Raw genomic sequence first — 22,744 nt, 5'->3', positions numbered from 1 at the left:
ACTGTATTTTTGCTTTTGCATTAATTAAAAGCTTTGCTATAAGTCGTATGACAAACCTTTATTTATTGGCATTTCGACCAAAGCATGTTTAAGTACTTGATCAATATTTGATACTGATATAATTTCTAGATTTTCTTTTATATTTGGTGGTATATCTTTTAAGTCTTTAACATTTTCCTCAGGAATTAATACGGTTTTTATCCCTCCTCTACTTGCTGCAAGTAATTTTTCTTTAAGACCACCTATAGGCAATACATTCCCTCTTAAAGTAATTTCACCTGTCATTGCTACAGTGCGATGTACTGGTATTTTAGTCATTAATGAAACAATAGTAGTAAACAAAGCACAGCCAGCAGAAGGTCCATCCTTTGGGATAGCGCCAGCCGGTACATGAATGTGAATATCAAAATCTTTATAATTATCGTATTTTAATCCAAAATTTGGTGCTCTGCTTCTAAAACAACTATAAGCAGCCATTGCTGATTCTTTCATCACATCACCAAGTTTCCCAGTAGTTTTTATTTCACCTTTCCCCGAAAAGGCTAAAGCTTCTATAGTTAGAAGTTCTCCTCCTACTTCAGTATAAGCAAGTCCTGTAGTACTACCTATTTGATCTTCTTTTTCTACAAGTCCAAAATTATATTTTTTTGCACCTAAAAATTCTTCAAGATTATTACTATCTATTGAGATATTCTTAACTGTGTTATCTGCTAAAATTTGCTTTAATGCTTTTCTAGTTAACGCGCATATTTCACGTTCTAAAGCTCTTACGCCTGATTCTTTAGTATAATATCTAATTAAATCTAAAATTGCATCTTCTGATATAGTAATTTCATCTTTCTTAATTTTGTGTACTTTAAATTGTTTTGGCACTAAATAATTTTTTGCGATTTGTAGCTTTTCTTCCTCTACATAACCGGAAATATATATCTTTTCCATTCTATCACTTAAGGCTCTTGGTAAATCATGGGAATTAGCAGTAGCAATAAATACAACATTTGATAGATCATATTCTACCTCTAAATAGTGATCCACAAAATGACTATTTTGTTCAGGGTCTAATACTTCAAGCAATGCAGATGCAGGATCTCCTCTAAAATCAGAACTCATTTTATCGATTTCATCAAGAAGCATTACAGGATTACTAGTTTTAACTTTCTTAAGTTGCCCTAGAATTTTACCAGGCATTGATCCAAGGTAAGTTTTTCTATGACCTCTAATTTCTGCTTCGTCTCTAACACCACCAAGAGAAAATTTGGCATATTTTCTTCCCATGCCTTCAGCAATAGATTTTACAAGCGAAGTCTTGCCTACACCTGGTGGACCGATTAAACATAATATAGGTCCTCTGATTTTATTTGAACGCTGTAATACAGCTAAATATTCTATAATGCGTTCTTTAACTTTTTCAAGACCAAAATGATCGCGATTTAAAATTTTCTCCGCTTGATTAATATCTATTTTGCTATTATCATATTTACCCCAAGGTAAACTAAGCAATGTCTCAAGATAGTTGCGAGTTACCCCTGATTCCGCTGACATTTGATTCATAGCACGGAGTTTCTTAAATTCAGATTCAGCTTTTTCTTTTGCTTCTTTTGACAATTTTAAACTTTTGATTTTTTTCTCAATATCGGCAAGTTCCGATTTATCTTCATCAAGCTCCTTTTGAATAGCTTTCATTTGTTCGTGTAAATAATAATCACGCTGTGTTTTTTCAATTTGCTTTCTTACTCTTTGCTGCAATGCATGCTCAGTTTCTGAATTTACTATATTAGAAGTAAGAGTAGTAATAACAGTAGTGATACGCTTAACAGGGCTAGTTTCTTCTAATAACTGTTGTTTTGTTTCTAGTGAAGTAATCAAATGTGAAGCTAATATATTTATAATATTTATGAAATTAGTTTTATTACTTATTTCTTTATTAATAGTCTCAATAATTTCTGTATTCACTTTCTTATCATTCATTGCATATTTATTAAATAGCTGTACTGCATTATCCACTAATGAACGCATATTATGCATGTCCAATATTTCTTCATCTGGAATAATTTCATAATTTGCTTCAAAAGATTCTTCATCTTTAATATCGCTTAGCTTTACTCTTGCTACTGCTTCTATTAAGATTTTAGCCGTATTGTTAGGCAACTTCACTATTTGGATAATTTTGGCAAGTATCGCTGTGTTATAAAGCTCGTGTTTACTCGGGTTTTCTTGATCAAATTTTTTCTGTAAAGTTACTAAAATATATTTAGTATTATTTTCTTCAGAAATGGTAGTACGAGAGAGTGCTTGAAGTGATTTTTTCCTACCAACAAAAATAGGAGCAATTACTCCTGGAAACAGTACCATATCTCTCAGTGCCATTAATGGAAGTGATTTTTTATTCATCAATGAAAACCTTTTTAAAAATTTATATAGTTTATAGCAATTTTTAATTATATAATATAGTATCAACTGGATTTCAAGCTACCATTATTAATTATATTTATGAATTTATTACTACAATCTCCTCAAAATGTAGCAATCGCACATAATAGAATAAAACAATATATAAATTTAACACCGATAATTCACTCTGAAAGCTTAAATGAGATGCTAGGTCATGAGATTTTTTTTAAGGTTGAATCATTACAAAAAACTGGAGCATTTAAAGTTAGAGGAGTATTAAATAATTTGTTAGAATTAAAAGAACAAGAAAAATTACCGAATAAAATAGTTTGTTATAGTAGTGGTAATCATGGCATTGGCCTTGCTTATTCAAGTAAATTATTTGGTATTAAAACAAGAATTTATTTACCGTTAAATACTTCAAAAGTAAAACTGCAAGCAGCTCTTTATTACGGATGTGAAGTTATATACACAAATACTCGGCAAGAAGCAGAATCAAGAGCAAAGGAAGATGAAGAACAAGGATTCTACTATATGCACCCTTCTGATAGTGATTCTATAATAGCAGGAGCAGGCACGTTATGCTATGAAGCATTACAGCAATTAGATTTTATTCCTGATGCTATTTTTGCATCTTGCGGCGGCGGAGGTTTAATTTCTGGCTCATATCTTGCTAAAGAATTAATATCACCTACAAGCTTATTAATAGGTTCAGAACCAGCTGCAGCTAATGATGCTTATTTATCGATTAAAAATAATAATATATATAGATTTAATGACACACCAATAACCATTGCAGATGGTCTTAAAACTTTAAGTGTATCAGCTCGTACATTTGAATATTTAAAAAAACTTGACCATTTTTATTTAGCAGAAGAATATGAAATATATTACTGGACAGCGTGGCTTATTCATTTACTGAAAGTTATATGCGAGCCATCAAGTAGTATAAATATGGTTTCAGTAATAAGTTGGTTAAAAACACAAACCAGAACACAGAAACTACTAGTATTAATCTCAGGCGGCAATATCGACCCTACTCTTTATAATGAGTTATGGCAAGATGATTATTTAACTGTTCCACCAAGCATTAGTAACTAAATATGCAATATTCATTGCTATGAAAGCTATAAAACAATTGATAGACTAATGTTAAGATATTTCACAAGATTACTATATGCTATTTGGCTATCGCTGAACAATTACGGCCTACAGCATCTAATCTATTATTCAAGTTTAACCCTTACTTCTTACTGCTTCTTGATTTTTAGTAGCAGTATGAGGGGTAGTTTGCGGATATTTTATATTTGAATTTCTTAATTTTATTGAATCTTCAAATATTGTTCTATCAAATGTTATTGGATTAATTTTTCTAAGTTGTGCTAAATTTAAATTCTGCACTTGTTGCGGTTGAATTATAATATGCTCACCAGTAACAGGAATTAAATTTTTAAATTCAGGATTAGTAGTTACTTTATCTTTATTTTGATTTAAAAATTGTGTTAAACCTACGGCAATTTCAGGATTTGTTAAAGCATTTGAAAAGATTTTATCATTTATTGTCTTAACTACATATCCATCACTTAGAGTAATATGTTTATCTACAAATTTCGACAATCTTTCTTCTAAATAATTTTTACCTGTAAATATCTGCTTAAATTTTTCCCATAAAGACGAACCTTTATTATTAATATCTTTTAATGCAGTAGCTATTTTAGTACTATTTTCCTTCAAATAAGTAGAATCTAACTTATTTAATTTGTTTATTATAACTTCAGATTTCTTGATCCCTGATGAGTTAGTAATTAAAACAATTTGCTCTAATTGCTTACTAATTTCATTATTTTTTTTCTAATCTAGCACTAATCTTATGTACCGTATCGGTTGCAGCATTTTGCAATGCCTTAAATTCTACTTGAGATAATTTATTTACTCTTGGAATAAATTGATTACTATCTTTATTAAATTTTTGATTTTTATCTCCTTGAATAATAAATTTTTCATATTTCTCAAGTTTTTCAGGAGTATTCTTAGGATCTTGTTGTAAGATTTCTATAGCTTTATCTTTTACAGCATTTGCATATTGCTCTTTAGGTATAGCATTGCCACTTATAGCTATTAATGCTTTTTTAGTCGCGCTTATGGGGCCAGCAAATATTTCCTCTTTATCTTCTATACCCATCAATGATAATTCATCAAAATTACCTCCATCATTTAGAGGTAGTACAAAACCCTTAAGTGCTGCTTCAGCTCTTGCAATATCAAATTTAAACTTATCTGCTGCACTAGGCATTAGTTTTGTAACTTGTCCTAAATTGATATGCAAATTATCTACTAATTTTTGTACGTCTTTATTTTCTACAACTTCACTAATAATGTTACTAGCAAGTACTTCAAGAGTACTAGTTATATATTCTTCAGATTGTAAATATTGCTGAATTGGATCTAGAATAACAATATTTTTGTTTAAAGTATCTAATCTACTATCTACGTTTTTTATATCAATTATTTTACCTTGTACTGCAGCTGATAGCTCAGTCATTTCATCATTTTTTTTCATTTTTTGAATAGAATCATTTATATTAGTTATAATCGCTGACATATCATCCTCATTGTTAAATTATTTTTTCTAATTAATAAAATTATCAAACTTCTTAAGAACTCACAACTATATTATCATATAAACTACTATTTACTATTTCATGGATATTGTAAACGCTCTCTACTTTTATTAAGCTTATCAATATGAGATATACGCGTTGATATATTGTTATTTAGCTTTATTTTTTTGTTATCACACTATTGATTTTATTTGATCAGTGTTCCTGCTGTTTTATATTCAACAAATTTTTATAAACTATTACTTTATACAAAATACTCAACTGCTTTATCTATATTTTGAGCATAATTTTGAAAAGTAAAAACTTACTTATGCTTTGATTAATCTTTGTATATCTTCTAATTTTCCGTGTTCAATTAAATATTAAGGTTTAAAAGTACTTATTTTAGCTACGTTAATAATTTGTAGGATTATAAGTAATGTAACAAAATTCTTGATAATTTTTCTACCTTGCTCTGTTTTTTGATGTATAGTGCACTTATTTGCAGTATTAATGTTCTAATTTTATAACAATTTTACAAAAAGATAATAATTACTTCCTTTTTTGTTTTAAATAATGTTAAAATATGCAACTAATTTTATAATTATCTGTTTTTTAACACATGTGCTTTGAAATTATTAAATATTTTCATTTTTCTTGATATTGCTCTTAAAACTTCTTTGGTTAATGAACTTTTATATAGTTTTTCTTTATGATTTTTTCTGTGCTATTACGTTTTAATCTATTAAAAAACTTTTAAAGTAATTTTATTTTTAACAGTCATAAAACCTATTTGTCTTTTTCATTATTGACGTTAATCTAGTAACTTCATCATGAGTGATATATAGTATCAATTTAAGATTGCACCACATTATTTAATAAATCAATTAGTACCACAGTAATATATTACTATTTTATTACTAACAGTTGTAACATAGTGAAGAGTAGATCTCTTTAAAAAGATTTGATTGAGTATTAAATTATTTTTCGTATAATCATGAATATGAAGCCTAATTGATTCTCGTGAGATTTTATCACTCCAATAAATAAGATCATAGTTAGTTAAAGAATGCAAACTAATTTAAAATTTATACATAAAAATTAATTAAAACTTATAAAAAGAATTGTATTTTTTCATAGAAGATGTTCTAATCGTAATCTCATCAGGAATTTCGTTGATGAACCTTGAAGGACACGAGTGAACTATTTCATAAAATATTTTCCGGCTTTCAGCGTGAGTAATATAAAGATCTTTTTTTGCTCTTGTAATACCAACATAAGCGATACGTCGTTCTTCTTCTAAGCCTTTTTCGCCATCTTCATCTAGAGATCTTTGAGAAGGAAATACACCTTCTTCCCATCCAGGTAAAAATACTACATCAAATTCGAGTCCTTTAGCTGCATGCAGTGTCATTATAGTCACAGAGCCACCATAATTAGTTTCAAGAACTTCATTTTCCATCACTAAGCTTGAATGTTCGATAAAATCATGAATATCATTAAATTCTGCAATAGCTCTAAGCATTTCATTAATATTTTCGATTCTACCGAATGCTTCTTCAGTTTTTTCTTCTTGAAGCATTGAAAGATAACCGGAATCATCAAGTATTGTTTTAACTACGTTTATTGGAGTATCTGTAATAAATTTTTCATACCAATTATCAATTTTAGTAAGTAAATCTTTTAGAGATTCATATGATTTTGCTTTAAAAATACCCGTTTCTAGTATTTCTTTAATTGCTACGAAATTAGAAATATTGCGTTCAAGCGCATAAGATCTAATTTTATTTAAGCTAGCTGCACCTATTGCCCTTTTTGGCACATTGATAATACGTTCAAGTGCTAGATTATCATTTTGATTCAAAGATATACGGATATAAGCAAGTACGTCTCTTATTTCCATACGTTCATAGAATCGTAAACCGCCTATAATTTTATAAGGCATCGCACTATTTATAAAAGCTTCCTCAAAACTTCTGGTTTGGAACCCAGCGCGTACTAATATTGCAATATTGCCAGCATGATACCTCTCTTCTCTAACTAACTTATCTATTTCACATGCTATATATCTTGCTTCTTCTTTATCACTTAAACAAGAGATAATTTTTATCTTTTCACCACTTGCGCTGTCCGTCCATAGCGTTTTACTATGACGATTTTTATTATTATTGATAACATTAGAAGCAGCAGCAAGTATTGGCAAGGTGGATCTATAATTCTGTTCTAATTTAATAATCGTTGCGCCTGCGAAATCTTTTTCAAAACGCAGTATATTTCCAACTTCTGCTCCTCGCCAACCATAAATAGATTGATCATCATCTCCTACACAACAAATATTCCTATATAAACTTGCTAGCATTCTTGCCCATAAATATTGGGCAATGTTAGTATCTTGATATTCATCGATTAAAATATATCGATATTTTTCTTGGTAATATTTTAGTATTTCGGGATTTTTAATAAAAAGTTCATTATTATAAAGTAGTAAATCTCCAAAATCTAAAACATTAGAAATAAGTAAATTTTTCTGATATTCTTCGTATATAAGTTTTGCCACTCTCTGTAATGGTAAATTAGTATCTGATGCTGATAATTTACTTGGCAATAATCCCTGATCCTTCCATCTTGAAATAATAATATGTATTAACTTAGGTGTATATTTTTTTGTATCAATATCTTTTTTTAGCTTTACTATATCTTTAACTAAAGTTAATTGATCATCATGACTAATTATAGTAAATTTATTATTTAAACCAAGATTTAAATTCTCAATCTGGTCACGTAATATCTTAGCTGCCATTGAGTGGAAAGTACCTATATTCACACCATAGCAATTAATTAAATTATGAACCCTTTCAGACATTTCTTTTGCAGCTTTATTAGTAAAAGTAACGGCGAGAATATTATGAGGCAAGGCTAAATTTTGCTGAATAATATTAGCTATTCTTGATGTAAGAACCTTTGTTTTACCTGTTCCTGCACCTGCTAGTAATAAAAGGGGACCTTCAGTATGAAGCGCTGCTTTTTTCTGTTCTGAATTTAATGTATGCATGAAATTTTGATTTTGCATTTTATCTTTCATACCGTGATTTGACGTAAATATTATCTTATTCTTCTTAAATTTTTAATAATATAAGAAATAGTAATTATCGGGTTATAAATAATTATTTTTAATAGTCTAAAACAAGAAATTAAATTTCTATCTTCAATAAACCAATTATATAAATCATTTATAGGTTTAATCTCATCAGGAATAATATATTTATCTTGAAATAATTTTTTTAAAGTTCTTTTAGCAATCTTTGCCTCTACTTTACGTTGTATTGTTAAGCTTTGATCATGCGCCCGGTAGAAATATAAAGATTCTGGTATATGAGCAAATTTTGTAATAAGTCCGAGACGGAGCCAATATTCATAATCATCTACTAATGCCATATTTTCGTTATACCCACCTACCTGCTTTGCTAAATCAGCTCTATATAAGAAACATGCACCAACGCAATCTCGAATGGGTAAAAATTTAGGTGATTCTTGATAAAGTCTTGCACCTATATTACCTTGCTCATCGATTAAAGTATAATCAGTATATACAAGGCCTATCTCAGGTGAATTATCAAGTATCTTAACCATTTTTGCTAAAGCATCCTCATGGAAAAGATTATCATCTGAAGTCCAAGTAAAATATTTTCCATTAGCCTTTTTAAAAGCAATATTCAAACTTGCTGATAATCTCTTATTATGTTCATTGATTATTATCTTAATACGTGAATCCTGCTCTGCATATTTCTTAGCTATCATAGCACTATTATCTTTTGAACAATCATCAATAATAATAAGTTCAAAATCTTTAAAACTTTGATTAAGGCAACTCTCAATAGCAAATGGTAATAGCTTTTCTCTATTATAAACTGTTAAAACGATTGAGATTGAATAGTTAGTATGCATGTACCCCTAACATGTCAATGGTAATAAAACTATTATACTATTAAGTCTAATTTTTAAGATTTACACACATCTTTAAATATAAATTTTTTTAATTTATGCTTTAGATTGTATCTAAAAGAGTCTGAAATATTTTTATATTTATTCCTGTGAAAGCAAGAATATAATAAGTACCACTGTAGACTAGCTATAATTAATATTATTTTTATATTAAAATATCCATTCAAATAAGCAATTAACTACAAAATCTAAAACTTTAGATCATATAAATGATATTGTATTTCAGGTAATAGTTAAAAAATCACTATCTATCATTGATATCACTGAATATTATTTGAATATACATATCTTTGCAAGAAGCATTCTGTATTATTTGCACATTCTATTATTTTTTTAGATCTTAGAATGCACACAACTATCAGGTCAAATATTTTGTGCTAAATATTTAGATAACCTACTCGACAAATTAATATAGGAGTAGACCAAAATTATTAACAATTTTCAGCGTAGCACATTTATACCTTAGTTTAAAAATTTTTTATATTATTAGTTCATTTATAAAAATTCTATGAGTTAAAATACAACGTGGCTAACTATTTCTAGTTAATTCGTAATTTTTGCTAAATTATTTCTGACATTATTAGATAAGTGTATTAATTTCATGAATAATAAAGACGTTAAATATTGGAAATATGTAGGCCAAATAAGCAGTGGTAATAATTGCTTTATAAGCATGTATGTCTTTCATTTCTACAACGCATTGATTTAGAGTAAGAATTAAGCAATTATTTCAATAATTGAGATATTAATTTAGCAAATTTATTAATGAATAGATATAATATGTCACCTTGATTCTTGTACTTGACTTATTATCATCACTTATAAAATTTGATAATATCTAGAATCTGTATTCATATATTTTATATTTTATTAGATTTTAGAGTTTGAGCAATTAATAAGTATTGCTATTAATTACACAGCAAATCTTATTGCTTAAACAAAAATACTCTAAAATTTACAATCTAGCAACTTATAAAATATCTCATATATCTGAATTATCAAGATTATCTAGTTTATAGTCTAGTATATTCTCTTTATCATTTTTTAATAATGTAATTGATTACAGAATGCTAAGAATAAGAATATATGACGCATCTTTAGATATGTTCTAAACCTTGAAAGGTTGTTTTTAAAAATGATTAAATTATTAGTGACATTTATATCTCAATATAAATTAAATTTTCCATTTTGTTTATAAAGTTAAGCGTTATAAGCAAGATTATTTTGTATTTTTTAATTAAAATTAATGGATTAAATTGTTATAATTTTCAATACAAAATTAATTATTAATATAAATTTTGCATTTTTAATGCATTTTAATTACGAGATCTGAAAGCATATTATAATCTATATATTAAAGCCTATAAGTGAGATATATTAACAATGAAATTATTTATTTAGAAATTTTGCTACTTCAAGAGCTGCCATACAACCGCTAGCTGCAGCAGTAATTGCTTGTCTATAAATTTTATCCTGAACGTCGCCGGCAGCAAAAACACCTTCTACACTAGTTCTCGTCGAGCCTGTTTGTGTGATAATATAATTATCGTCATCTATTGCAATTTGCCCATTAAATAGAGTGGTATTTGGTGTATGCCCGATAGCTATAAATACACCACTACAATTCACTAAGTTAATCTCGTTAGTATAAACATTTTTAATTTTCACGCCAGTAACAGTTTTTGGTTGATTACTACCTACAATCTCATCTATCACATGATCCCAAATTACTGATATTTTAGGATTTTTAAATAATCGATCTTGTAATATTTTTTCAGCTCTAAAACTATTTCTTCTATGCACTACAGTAACTTTATTAGCATGATTGGTTAAATATAAAGCTTCTTCTAATGCACTATTTCCGCCACCTACTACAACAATGTCTTGATTCTTGAAAAAAAAACCATCACAAATAGCACATGATGAAACGCCAAAACCACGAAATTCTTGTTCCGAAGTTATACCAAGCCATTTTGACTCCGCACCAGTACAAATAATTATACTATCTGCTTCATACTTATTCCCAGTTCCAGTAAATATTTTAAATGGTCTCTTTGATAAATCTACTCTTTCTACGTAATCATTGATAATTTCTGTACCGACATTTTTAGCCTGTATAGACATCTGCTCCATAAGCCAAGGCCCTTGTATGGTTTTTGCAAATCCAGGATAATTTTCAACGTCAGTTGTCATTGTAAGCTGCCCACCTGGCTGCATACCATTAATTAATATTGGTTTTAGAGATGATCTAGCTGTATAAATAGCGGCACTTAAGCCAGCAGGACCTGAACCTATTATTAGCACTTTAGTAGTAATTTTCATAATGATTTGTTATTAATTTGATTTAAGATTATTGTGTTTGTTTTATACTATCATTATAACGTACATAATCCAGAACAAAAATTTAAAAAGACTAGAACATGTAAATAAATTTTTGTATTATAGTGACCTACATCAAGACTTTTGTTTTAACCAAGACTCAATATAATAAATTTCTTCATCATTCATTAAAGAAGGAGCATGACCTGCATATTTTATTTCATAAAGATCAAAAGTGTTTGTTTTTTTCATTTTTTGAATGGTAGATTTTGTTAAAATTTGAGATTTCATACCATGAATTACTAATATCCTACATTTTATTTTATTCCATACAGACCATAGTTTAACATCTTCTTGATTATTATCACTTTGCATCCCTTTTGTTATAGCAGGATCATAATTCATTTTATATTTTCCGCCAAATGTAGAAATAACGCTATATTTTGTTAAATAATCCCAATCTTCTTCATTTTTAATACCTATTTGAGCATAAATAAGTTTTAAATGTTCTTTTGCACTAGCTAAATCATCTAAGAGTACAGTTTTTTTAGCATAATCTCCAATTTTTATTAAAGGTGCAGCATCAATAAATGCACCTATATCATTTAATATTAAGGCTTTAAAAATATTTTTATATTTACTTGCAAGTACCATACCTATAATACCACCCATTGAAGTACCAAGCCAAATAGGATTTTTGATATTGAGCCTTTTAAAAAAAAGTAACGTATCTTTAATATAAGTCGTATAATTATAATGATAAGGTTTTTTTAAATTTTCACTATCACTGCGACCAGGATAATTTATTGAAATTATTCTATAATTTTTGCATAATTCTTTAGCTATTTTATCAAAATCATGAGCGTTTCTAGTTAAACCGTGAGCACATAATATTATATTTTTATTTTTAGGATCACCGAATTCTACATAAGAAATTTTATGCTGAGGTATATATTGAAGCGGTAATAAATTAATATAGGGCCCAATTTTTATTGAATTAATTTGCATATAAACCTATTAATACCAATTTAGAATAAATTTTAAAAAATCATTGTTATAATGTTATTAATTTAAATCACTTAAAAAGATACTAACCATTGTCGGCATATATATCACTACAAACAGTAAAGATAAAAATACGGTAGCTGCAACCTTTTCAGGATAAAATTTTTGTAAATTCGCTATAACTATAGTATTTGCAGCGAGTGGTGCCGTAGAAAGTAGTTTTAAGGCATTATAGTAATCATTGTTATACCATTTTGTGACAAAATGATCAAACATGATAAATAACCCTACTCCTAGAGGATAAAATAGAAATTTAGCAGCAAAAGTAGCAAGAGTAAATTTTATATCGACTTCAAATTTTTGTAGAGATGAAAGAGCAAGTCCTACCATTACCATACCAAGTATCGAAAAAGAACCTTTCATATTATATATAAAATCATCTAAAAAATCTGGTAAAGTAAAACCGCAAAAACTAAATAAACATCCTAAGAAAAAAGCATTCAGAATTGGTAATTTTACAACTTTTAATATACTATCGGTTGTATTAGTAAAACTACGCATACAAATATAAAAACCAACAGAACATTCGTAAATATTAATACCTATCACCGCCATCATGTAAATACTTAATGTATAATCATCAAAAAGTGCTGCAGCTATAGGTAACATAAAATATCCACCATTTGCCGTACCTGCAGATAAAGCTATAATATTACGTGTATGATCTTGCCAAAATTTACCAAAAAAATAATAAGAAAAAAGCGATAAGAGTGTTGCAATTACAAATGTTACTACTGTAACGCTTAATGCAGACAGTGTTAAGGTGGTACTCGCAGGTATAGTAAAAAATACTATAGGCGATATAAAATAGAATAGTAATGAAGAGATACTATCTTTTTCAACATTGGAATATCTACCTGCTAAAAACCCTATTACTACACTTAATAATACTGAAACTGTTTTAAAAAAAACTATACTAAAAATTATCATGTAATGAGCTAAATATAATTAATTATAATATATGAGGTTTTATTTTTTTTCACTAAATTTTATAAAGATTTTTTATTTCATTAGACAAAAATTAATTTCAAATCAAAATTTGAAAATTTTCTATTAAATTAGATATCTAATTTAATAGAAAATAAATCTAATTATTGACAAGTATATAATTATTATATGGAATTAAATGAAAAATTAAATCTAAAGATTTTATGATATGAATACATTTTCTATAGATAGCAATAAATTTGCAGAGTGTTATCATATCTTTTAAAATAAATCATAAAAATTGTTTAGTAACATTTAATAATATGGTTAAATACATAATATAAAAATTTTTAATAAACTATAAAAAAGAATGAGAGCTGAAACAGATAAAATACTACTGTAATGACACCAAATAGTAATTGAAAACAAGCATTATTATTCATCAAGCAATACATTCGTTACAATACTGTTATACACTATTTAGATAAGCAAAACATATATTGTATATTGATTTTGTACACTAGATTTAGTGAACAAATTACTGTATGTTGCATAAGAAAAATTGAACAATGCAACAAGACAGTTAGAAGAGTTAAGACAAAAGAAAGTAGCTTTTATTTCTAAACACTTATTTTATATGTAAATACCGCAGTGAATGAGTGAAGCCACTTCAGAAACTATAGGCATATGCAAATTATATTTTTTTATCAAATCCAAAACTAATTTTAATGCTTCTCGTCCTTCTACTAACTCTTTATATTCGCGTAAAAATTTCTTTTTATCCATACTAATTTCAAATTCATAACCAAACTTTGTATTACGTGAACCTAAAGAGTAACAAGTCAGTACTAAATCACCCACTACTCCTGCTTCCAGTAAAATATCAGAGTTTTTTTGCATACCTCCAAGAACCTTAGATAAAGTAGTAATTTCTTTTAATGCAGCTACTATAAGCATTGCTCTTGAATTTGCTCCCTGTTCTCTTGCTAAATCAATACCACTTTTAATAGCAAAAATATTTTTTAAAGCTCCAGCAACTTGTAATGTCACTATATCTATAGTCGTATTTGTCGTAAAAGTTTTTGAACTGAGATTATGCGCTATTTTATTTGCGATATCTATATCTAAACTTGCAATACTTGCTGAAGTATGCAAATTTTTAGCAAGCTCCTTTGCTAGATTCGGACCAGATAAAAATCCTATAGGATTATCAGGTAATAAAGTGTTAAGTCTATCAGAAAGTAATTCAGTAGGATTATGAGCAAAACCTTTTGTTGCAACTAGAAGAGTATTGTCTTTAGAAATGCCGTACGTTTTCAATAATTTTATTGCATCAACAAAAGCATAAGATGGCACTGCAATAATAATTAAATCAAAATCTTTGATTACACTTAAGTTTGTAGTAGCTTGCAAATTAGTTGGTAATTTAATATCACCTAAGTATTGTACGTTAGTTTTTTTATATAAAATTTCTTTTAATATTGTCTCGTTACGTAAAAATAAAGTAACATTATTACAGTTTCGTGCTACTACAGAAGCAAGACTAGTACCGAAGCTACCTCCTCCATAAACCGCAATATTTTTAAATTTGTTCATGTATTTATTTTTTTTGTTATACTTAAGAACGTTATCTTTGTATCAAATACTTTGCTCTAAGAGCTTGTGATTAAATTATCAGATAACAATCAAAAAATAATACTATTCCAGAGTTTTCTCGAGATTAACTATTATGACAGGTGATTTATTAATTTCCTGTTTTAATGTTTTACGAATTGTACTTTTTATTGATTCGATTATTTGCTCATCTGACAATACCTTTTTAACTCGTTGATTTTGAATAGCAATAAGTTCTTTAATATCATTTTTTATAAGATTAACTAATGCAATATCCTCTTTTGGATCAAGCAGTCCAGGCATAGACAGAATTGGATTCGCAGAAAGTAACCCCTTTTTATTAATTACTACCGATGCTACCACAATACCTGAATCACGCATACGTCTTCTAATTTTAAAAATCGGAGATTCAACTGGTAGTAAATAATTACCGTCTACAGCTAAATAACCATTTTCAACCTTTGAAATTACTTTTGCATTATTAAGTTCAAGTAACACTACACTACCGTTTTCAACCTCTATTGCATGTTCTATACCGTTTTTCCTAGCAAGTTTAACATGTTCATGAATATGTACAGGTTCACCGTGGACAGGTATACAAATATTTGGTCTAATTAGAGAGTACATTTTTTGTAGCTCATCAATTGACGGATGTCCTGAAACATGTACAAAATGATCTCGTTCAGTCATTACTTCTACACCAGCTTTGACAAATATATTAAATAGCCTAAATATTTTCTTTTCATTACCAGGAATAATTTTTGCAGAAAAAATCATTGTATCCTTAGGTGCAAGCTTTATCGACGGATGAGAATTACTAGCTAGTTTTGCAGTGGCAGCCATAGACTCACCTTGACAACCAGTAGCAATTACTAATAATTCTTTTCTTCTAAATCTGCTAACATCACGTTCACTAATTAGAGGAGCTAAATCTTTAAAATATCCGCTTTCTTGAGCTGCAAAGATCATACGGTATAAACTTCGACCTGTTAATACTACTTTTCTACCAGCTAGCCTTGCTGCATGCATTATTGTATCAAGACGTGCTAGATTAGAAGCAAATGTTGAAACTACTACCATTTGAGGACAGCCTGCTATAATATCTATTAAACTCTTTCTAACATCACCCTCAGACCCTGAGCTTCCTTTATTAAATACGTTAGTTGAATCACAAACAAGTGCCAAAACACCTTCATCACCATAAGATTTTAAAAGTTCTTCATCCACTTTTTCTCCAAGTATTGGATCATTATCAAATTTCCAATCTCCAGTATGTAAAATATTACCAGCATCAGTACGAATCATAATTGCCTGCATTTCAGGAGCGGAGTGCGTGAGTGGTACCATCTCTAATAAAAAAGGCTCTAGATTTATTTTACTACCTGGTTTTACTTCATGAATTTTTATATTTTTAGCAAAATCATATTCATTTAAACGAATCTTCAAAAAATTTGCTGTAAAAGTAGTAGTATAAATAGGACATTTAAGGCTATTCCATAAATATTGGACGCCTCCTAAATGATCCTCATGCGCATGAGTTAGAATCAGTCCTACTAAATCTTTTTTATATTTCTCTATAAAACTACTATCAGCAATTATCATATCAACACCTGGTAAATAATCATCGGCAAAACCACTGCCACAATCAATCATTAACCATTTACCTTTATAATGATAAAGATTAAGATTCATACCTATTTCATTAGATCCTCCTAGCGGTACAAATAGCAGATCATTTTTATGATTTTTGATGTTGAATGATAACATAATTTAACTTAATATTTATTTAATTATTTTATTCTTATAACTTATTATTAGTTAAGCGTCTATATATTAAAAAGAAATTCATATAATGAATACAAATAAAATAGCATTGATTTATAACAAAAATTCTAAACATTTAGCTATTATAGAGGAAATAAAAAAACTCTTTAATTATTGTAAAATAGAAGATGCGGAGGTCATTATCATAATAGGTGGTGATGGAGAATTACTACATAATATTCACCGTTATATGCATCTTAACATCCCTTTTTACGGGTTAAATCTAGGAAGCTTAGGATTTTTAATGAATCCTTTGGATACGAAAAAATTACTACAAAATATATATGAAAGTACAGTTTCTGTCCTTAATCCTCTTCTTATGCAAGCTGAAGATACTAATGGTCAAATATATAAGGCACTCGCTATTAATGAAGTATCAATATTTCGAAAAACTAATCAAGCCGCTAAATTTAGAATAGACATAAATGGGGTAGAAAGAATGAGTGAATTAGTAGCAGACGGAGCGTTAGTGGCGACACCTGCTGGAAGCAGCGCTTATAATTTATCTGCTGGAGGTCCTATTTTGCCGCTTGCATCAAACATGTTATGCCTCACACCTATATGCTCATTTAGGCCACGCAGATGGCACGGTGCTTTACTGCTTTCATCTGCTACTATTAAATTTGAAATATTGAATATAACTAAAAGACCGGTAAATGCCACAGCAGACTTTCAGGAATTTAATAATATCACACGTGTTACTGTTAAATCTACTAAAGATCAACATATTAAACTGTTATTTAATAAAAACCATACATTGGAAGATAGAATTATTAAAGAACAATTCGGTGAATAATAAGTTATTGCACATATCAATAATTTCCGACTGAGAAATGAATGTATGCTGTCTTATTTAAAATAATTATTATACAAGTAATAAATCTTTATCTCTCTAAGGTATTTTATCACGTACTGATAATAATTTGCACAATGCAATATATATTTAAGATATAATTAATGTAATTACAAAATTATAAAGAGCTAATTATTTAGTGATTATAGAAAAAATACAAAATTGAATTGTGATTCACTTTAAAAACAGATTACACTAATCGATTCAGTGATAAATTTTTTAAACTTTAAAAAAAATTATACAAATCTTAAAAGGCGCAAAATAATAATTTTTATATTAAACCTTAAAAACAGATTGAAGTTATAAAAAAATTAATAAATACACTAAATAGATCTTCTTAATGCATTTTGAATAAATAATGTTTTAAATATTAAACATAAATCAACTTGAGTAAGTGATTTACACAGAAAAAGAAGCTTTATGTCATCATTTTCGCAATCCTCGATATCATTAGATGCAAAATTAGATGCAAAATTACTCACCAGATGAATGATGTTAAAAAATCACAAAAATAAGAATACTAGAGTAATTCTCGAGCTAATTTAAATTCAATGAATAAAACTAATGTATTTAATTAAATAATATGAGGCATTTTACAATTTATTGATAAATATTAAGATGCGATTTCTAGAAAAATTGCTAGTAATAATTAATAGTGATATTTTTAATGAGCCATGTAGCTCAAATTTATTAAAGATAACAATACACACTAGCAAAATAGTTGTGAAAAAACACATACAAATAACTTTATATCTAGATACACAAGTAAATAATGGTTTTAAAGAATTTTAATTAAAAATACAATAACTTATATAATAAATATTACTAATAAATGCCATTGTTGCCATTGTTTATCAGACAATAGATTTAATTGCATATAAGCAGCGGATAAGAAATATAATCTTAAGCTCAAAATTAAGAATTACTTGTAAAGAGGACGAGAGATTCATTCATTATAATAATCAAAATAAGATATCATATTGTTTACTTTAGGTTGTTACAGAGAAAAATAGTGAAAATCTTAAAATATGGAATAAGGAGTAATAATAAATACATGAAAAATATAATACGATATATCTCCAACAATGTAAGAATATCAATAAACAAATATTCTAAATTAAAATTATTGACAAACATTATTACATTTAAACGCACATAGTGAACTACAGATACATTTTGACTATAGATATTATTAATATAACAGACTCACTAAATATCGTTAAAATTTAATCAAGATTTATACAATTAATGTTGTTACTTAGATCAAGAAAGATATTAGTTATTATACTGTGACCTGACCGAGGAAAATAAATAAAAGCACTAATGTTTTTTAAACTTGATACCTCAATCACGTCACGTAATAACATTATTATTTTTAATTTACACAAAAAAATCGATAAAATCTATACGTTTACTCTTGGGTTTCAAAAAACATTCTACAGTCTCCTACAACGTTTTCACTAGGACCATCAGGATATAAATTTAGATACCCTTCATCGATTGTGCTTAAAAAATATTTTAACGATGATTGCGAAGGTAATGGTTCTAAATTTTTACGTAAGATATAAATTGGATTCACTGGTTCTTCTTGAGCTTTATCAATTAAGTTGTAATTACAAATGCCGCCACCAGACACCTTGTTTTCTACTCTATCTATATTCCTTGAAAATTGTAGTGTAGTAACCTCTGCTTTATTGTCGGGTTTAGTAGCAATAATTGCACAATGATTTTTATAAACATAAAGATCACCAGGCTCAATTAATTCTAATTGTTTTTGTTCTACTATATCCTTTAAAAGGGTAATTAACTTATAATTATATTTAGAATAATTTTCTTTCATTTGAGTGGTAGTTATACTTCTTGTCTGTTGGTTAGATAAATAAGTCGCCTTACCAACACTACTTGAACAATCTTCAGGTCCAAACACTAATTGCTCTTCAAAAGCACGATGTCCACCATATTGATAATCTCCAAAAAGTAACATTCCTTCTTTGGAAGCAAAATAATAATCTTCCGGTATTAATTCCTGCGGTAGCGTATATTCAGGATTATAAAATTTATAATTGGTTGCAGCTCCTACCAATGGTACAAACTCGATATCAAGTATTCGAGCAATGCTTGCAAGCAATACAGAACTAACAGAAGAGTTTTCATTACCCCAAAAAGATAGCATGTTATTGGATTGTAAAACAGGTAATTCTTGAGAATTTATATCATTTGATAAACCATTATAAAACTTCCCTTTAATTATTTGATCTATTAAATTATCCTCTTGCTGCTTTGCATAATTTAATGCCATTTTTAACTGCAGAGCAGTTTTATTAAATGTTATAGGGTAACCAACATTATTGATATCTTGGGTTTTTAAATAGTCACTTAATGCTTTACTTGTGTTATAAAAAAACTCTAAAGAGTTTATAATGCGATTGCTTACTGCCTCATCGCTTGTATCAACGCCATTTTCTTCCCATGTCTTAACTATAGCGTTCTGCTCTCTATTTTGCGCATCTCTAATTGCTAATTGTTTAGCTCTAATTTGAGCTGTCATGTGAAGCACTGATCGTGATTCAACATTAAAATCTTGCATAATAAAACCTCCTTTTAATATAGTTTTAATAATGCATTTATGTTAGTAATATTTATCATAATTGTCAATATTTTATAAAAATTTTATTCGCAAGGTTGACGTAGGTTAATAGCAGCAGATAAGGTCCCTTCATCTAAATAGTCAAGTTCACCTCCAATAGGTATACCGCTTGCAAGTCGAGAAATTTTAGCAGGATGCTCTTTTAAATATTCTATAATAAAATAAGCAGTAGTTTGACCTTCTAAAGTAGAATTAGTAGCAATAATAACTTCTTTAATATTTTCTACAAAACACCTTTTAAGTAATTCAGGTAAACGGAGTATGCGAGGGTTCTGTCTACTAGCTGCAGATAAATTATGACCGAGTACGTGATATAAACCTTTAAAATTACCGCTACGCTCCATTGCACATAATTCAGCTACAGTTTCAACAATAGCAATAGTCGACTTATCTCTATGTTCAGAAGAACAAATATGGCAAATATTTTTCGTATCCATATTACCACAAATCTCGCATTTTACTATTTTCTTATCAAGCTCTATAAGGTGATTAATGAGGCTTTTTAACCTTACATCTTTATCTTGCAATAGATAAAGTACTATACGCCTTGCTGATCTAATACCAAGACCAGGTAATTTTGAAAAAAGATAAATTAACTGGTCTATATCATTTGTTTTATTCATTATTATTCTTATAAAGAGTTTGTATTCAGTAAGAAGCTTAAATTGGAAAAACGTCAAACACATCTTAAAGCTTTTACTCACAACACATACAATGGTACACAAGAAAAAGCAAAAATAATGATCTCAATTTTTTTAAATTAACAAATATTAAGATTTAATCACCACTGTTCCAGCTATCCTATCATGCAGTGCTTGTTTTTTAGAAGAAAAAAGTATAAAAAAAATTCCGATAGGAAAAGTCATATAAGCTAAAAATCTTTTAATTAACTGCTTTAAAGTAGGACGATTTAATGTGATAGCATCGACTATTTTCATACGTAAAAACATTTTACTAAGCGTTGTGCCTTTATAATACCAAAACGTTATGAAATATGAGCATATCACTAATATATTAGTAGTAAAAATTGAAATATTAAACATAATATATTTATTAAAATTTCCTACTTTAAGATATTCATAAAATTCCTGACTCATAACTGAGTTCAGCATTTCATTAGGATTATGAATATTAATCTTAATGCTAAGAAAATAATCATTAAAAAACAACCATAATAAATTAAAAAAACAAAATTGTGATATTGGGATTGCTATAAAGGCAATTAATGATAAATCAAGTGCTGTAGAAAAAATTCGCGCGATAAAATCAGGATAAATAATTTGCTTTTTCATTGTTGTTGATTATTTTTGATTTCTAATATTTAGTATTTCATTATATAGTAAAAATACTAAATTAAAAATTAAATTTATCATAAAGATGGAAGTCCATTATAATTTTTATTACTTTATATTCCCATTTTTTTGATAGAAATAATTATCAAAGAAAAAATTATTACATTTATGAATCAATTTGAAGCATATAGTTTATTATTCGTTGATAGTTTTGTCTCAAATCTTATTATCGGTTTCCAAAATGAATTAATATTTCATTCGATGAAAATGTTCGTAGGCTATAATAGATTAATAATGCTGCTAGTAGCTATTTGTTCTTCTCTTAGCGGTAATACAGTGAATTATATTTTTGGAAGAATAGTTTTAAATATTTTTTATGCTTCCAAAAACGAACAAAATATCTTAAGACATAAAAATTTAACAAAATTATATTATAAATATGAAATATTTATAATTTTCTTAATTTATTTCCCGTTTTGGGGATGCTTTGTTGCCTTATTTTCAGGTTTTTTTAAAACAAAATTTCTAAAATTTTTAAGTATTGGTTGTTTTGCCAAAGCATGCTATTATGCTTTAAAAATCTATATATCTTAACGAATGAAAAAATTAACCAAAACTAATTCTCATAGACAACAAAAATTAGCAAGCATTATAAATGAAGTGTTAATAGAAATTCTAAAACGTGGTAAAATGCTGGATAGAAGACTTTTTGATTGTCCTCTCACTATTACAAAGATTGTCGTAACAGCAGACCTAAAAATAGCTAATTGTTATTTCTTTCCCTTTAATACTAAATTAACATTTAATGACATTATGGATGCGTTAAATAATTCTAAACATGCTATCAGAAATTTTATTACTAATAAAATAAACATGAAATTCTCGCCTGAAATAAGGTTTCATTACGATTACGGATTTGATAATGCAATAAAAATAGAAAAGCTATTAAAAAGTAGCAGTCTTAAAGACAAAACAAATTAATAGATATGTACTAAATGATAAATTAATCATTGAAAATGATAATATTCGTTATACTAAACAAAAACTTATAGTACAAAAGTACTAAATAGTGTAATAACATTAAAGACTATAATAATGCTGATTAAATATAATTAACAAATACAAAACTACAATATCAATAATTGAGATATAGCAATTTTTAAATCTTAAATATAATTTTTTAATAAAAATAAATCTTTATTTTTATTAA

General features: G+C 27.8%; 15 protein-coding genes and 1 pseudogene. 4 read left to right on the top strand and 12 right to left on the bottom strand.

What is annotated here, in order from left to right; translation table 11 throughout:
* Positions 1-36: 36 nt before the first annotated feature.
* Positions 37-2,391: an endopeptidase La gene (gene lon / locus RT_RS02185; RefSeq protein ID WP_011190898.1), complete on the bottom strand. Its 2,355-nt coding sequence runs from the start codon at positions 2,389-2,391 to the stop codon at positions 37-39.
* Positions 2,392-2,490: 99 nt separating this feature from the next.
* On the opposite strand from lon, the gene RT_RS02180 reads away from it, so the two are divergent.
* On the top strand, positions 2,491-3,492 hold the full coding sequence (locus RT_RS02180; RefSeq protein WP_011190897.1) for a serine/threonine dehydratase: 1,002 nt from the start codon (positions 2,491-2,493) through the stop codon (positions 3,490-3,492).
* A 135-nt stretch (positions 3,493-3,627) separates the two neighbouring features.
* Here the strand turns inward: RT_RS02180 and RT_RS02175 are convergent.
* From RT_RS02175 to RT_RS02140, 8 genes and pseudogenes are all read right to left on the bottom strand, one after another.
* A pseudogene (locus RT_RS02175) lies at positions 3,628-4,993 on the bottom strand (hypothetical protein).
* A 1,103-nt stretch (positions 4,994-6,096) separates the two neighbouring features.
* Positions 6,097-8,073: a DNA helicase PcrA gene (gene pcrA, locus RT_RS02170; RefSeq protein ID WP_011190895.1), complete on the bottom strand. Its 1,977-nt coding sequence runs from the start codon at positions 8,071-8,073 to the stop codon at positions 6,097-6,099.
* A gap of 20 nt (positions 8,074-8,093) precedes the next feature.
* Positions 8,094-8,936, bottom strand: coding sequence for a glycosyltransferase (locus RT_RS02165; protein ID WP_011190894.1), 843 nt, complete (start codon positions 8,934-8,936; stop codon positions 8,094-8,096).
* 1,446 nt (positions 8,937-10,382) lie between these two features.
* Positions 10,383-11,315: a thioredoxin-disulfide reductase gene (gene trxB / locus RT_RS02160; RefSeq protein ID WP_011190893.1), complete on the bottom strand. Its 933-nt coding sequence runs from the start codon at positions 11,313-11,315 to the stop codon at positions 10,383-10,385.
* 132 nt (positions 11,316-11,447) lie between these two features.
* Positions 11,448-12,320, bottom strand: a complete 873-nt coding sequence (locus RT_RS02155) for an alpha/beta fold hydrolase (RefSeq protein WP_011190892.1) — start codon at positions 12,318-12,320, stop codon at positions 11,448-11,450.
* A gap of 57 nt (positions 12,321-12,377) precedes the next feature.
* Positions 12,378-13,307, bottom strand: a complete 930-nt coding sequence (locus tag RT_RS02150; protein WP_011190891.1) for an AEC family transporter — start codon at positions 13,305-13,307, stop codon at positions 12,378-12,380.
* A 630-nt stretch (positions 13,308-13,937) separates the two neighbouring features.
* Positions 13,938-14,900, bottom strand: a complete 963-nt coding sequence (locus RT_RS02145) for an NAD(P)H-dependent glycerol-3-phosphate dehydrogenase (protein ID WP_011190890.1) — start codon at positions 14,898-14,900, stop codon at positions 13,938-13,940.
* Between the two features lie 102 nt (positions 14,901-15,002).
* Positions 15,003-16,685, bottom strand: a complete 1,683-nt coding sequence (locus RT_RS02140) for a ribonuclease J (RefSeq protein ID WP_011190889.1) — start codon at positions 16,683-16,685, stop codon at positions 15,003-15,005.
* Between the two features lie 85 nt (positions 16,686-16,770).
* Here RT_RS02140 and RT_RS02135 point away from each other — a divergent pair, with 85 nt between their 5' ends.
* Entirely contained in the window at positions 16,771-17,538 is a 768-nt protein-coding gene (locus RT_RS02135; protein WP_011190888.1) for an NAD kinase, read from the top strand.
* Positions 17,539-19,006: 1,468 nt separating this feature from the next.
* Here RT_RS02135 and RT_RS02130 read toward each other — a convergent pair.
* The 3 genes from RT_RS02130 to RT_RS02120 form a co-directional block, all read right to left on the bottom strand.
* Positions 19,007-20,182 carry an RP439 family protein gene (locus RT_RS02130; protein ID WP_011190887.1) on the bottom strand — a complete coding sequence of 392 codons (1,176 nt, stop codon included), beginning with the start codon at positions 20,180-20,182 and terminating at the stop codon, positions 19,007-19,009.
* Positions 20,183-20,265: 83 nt separating this feature from the next.
* Positions 20,266-20,865, bottom strand: coding sequence for a recombination mediator RecR (gene recR / locus RT_RS02125; RefSeq protein WP_011190886.1), 600 nt, complete (start codon positions 20,863-20,865; stop codon positions 20,266-20,268).
* Between the two features lie 147 nt (positions 20,866-21,012).
* On the bottom strand, positions 21,013-21,534 hold the full coding sequence (locus RT_RS02120; RefSeq protein ID WP_011190885.1) for an RDD family protein: 522 nt from the start codon (positions 21,532-21,534) through the stop codon (positions 21,013-21,015).
* Between the two features lie 168 nt (positions 21,535-21,702).
* Here RT_RS02120 and RT_RS02115 point away from each other — a divergent pair, with 168 nt between their 5' ends.
* Complete coding sequence (locus RT_RS02115) at positions 21,703-22,128, top strand: YqaA family protein (RefSeq protein ID WP_011190884.1); 426 nt, start codon at positions 21,703-21,705, stop codon at positions 22,126-22,128.
* A 3-nt stretch (positions 22,129-22,131) separates the two neighbouring features.
* Positions 22,132-22,515: a 30S ribosome-binding factor RbfA gene (rbfA, locus tag RT_RS02110; protein ID WP_011190883.1), complete on the top strand. Its 384-nt coding sequence runs from the start codon at positions 22,132-22,134 to the stop codon at positions 22,513-22,515.
* Positions 22,516-22,744: the final 229 nt, after the last annotated feature.

Origin of the sequence: Rickettsia typhi str. Wilmington, assembly GCF_000008045.1 — a bacterium.
Classification (GTDB): Bacteria; Pseudomonadota; Alphaproteobacteria; order Rickettsiales; family Rickettsiaceae; genus Rickettsia; species Rickettsia typhi.
This window is presented reverse-complemented; position numbering and strand designations above follow the sequence as displayed.

Coding starts and splice junctions, on each gene's coding strand:
- lon (WP_011190898.1), bottom strand. CDS start 2,391: ATGAATAAAAAATCACTTCCATTAATGGCACTGAGAGATATGGTACTG.
- RT_RS02180 (WP_011190897.1), top strand. CDS start 2,491: ATGAATTTATTACTACAATCTCCTCAAAATGTAGCAATCGCACATAAT.
- pcrA (WP_011190895.1), bottom strand. CDS start 8,073: ATGAAAGATAAAATGCAAAATCAAAATTTCATGCATACATTAAATTCA.
- RT_RS02165 (WP_011190894.1), bottom strand. CDS start 8,936: ATGCATACTAACTATTCAATCTCAATCGTTTTAACAGTTTATAATAGA.
- trxB (WP_011190893.1), bottom strand. CDS start 11,315: ATGAAAATTACTACTAAAGTGCTAATAATAGGTTCAGGTCCTGCTGGC.
- RT_RS02155 (WP_011190892.1), bottom strand. CDS start 12,320: ATGCAAATTAATTCAATAAAAATTGGGCCCTATATTAATTTATTACCG.
- RT_RS02150 (WP_011190891.1), bottom strand. CDS start 13,307: ATGATAATTTTTAGTATAGTTTTTTTTAAAACAGTTTCAGTATTATTA.
- RT_RS02145 (WP_011190890.1), bottom strand. CDS start 14,900: ATGAACAAATTTAAAAATATTGCGGTTTATGGAGGAGGTAGCTTCGGT.
- RT_RS02140 (WP_011190889.1), bottom strand. CDS start 16,685: ATGTTATCATTCAACATCAAAAATCATAAAAATGATCTGCTATTTGTA.
- RT_RS02135 (WP_011190888.1), top strand. CDS start 16,771: ATGAATACAAATAAAATAGCATTGATTTATAACAAAAATTCTAAACAT.
- RT_RS02130 (WP_011190887.1), bottom strand. CDS start 20,182: ATGCAAGATTTTAATGTTGAATCACGATCAGTGCTTCACATGACAGCT.
- recR (WP_011190886.1), bottom strand. CDS start 20,865: ATGAATAAAACAAATGATATAGACCAGTTAATTTATCTTTTTTCAAAA.
- RT_RS02120 (WP_011190885.1), bottom strand. CDS start 21,534: ATGAAAAAGCAAATTATTTATCCTGATTTTATCGCGCGAATTTTTTCT.
- RT_RS02115 (WP_011190884.1), top strand. CDS start 21,703: ATGAATCAATTTGAAGCATATAGTTTATTATTCGTTGATAGTTTTGTC.
- rbfA (WP_011190883.1), top strand. CDS start 22,132: ATGAAAAAATTAACCAAAACTAATTCTCATAGACAACAAAAATTAGCA.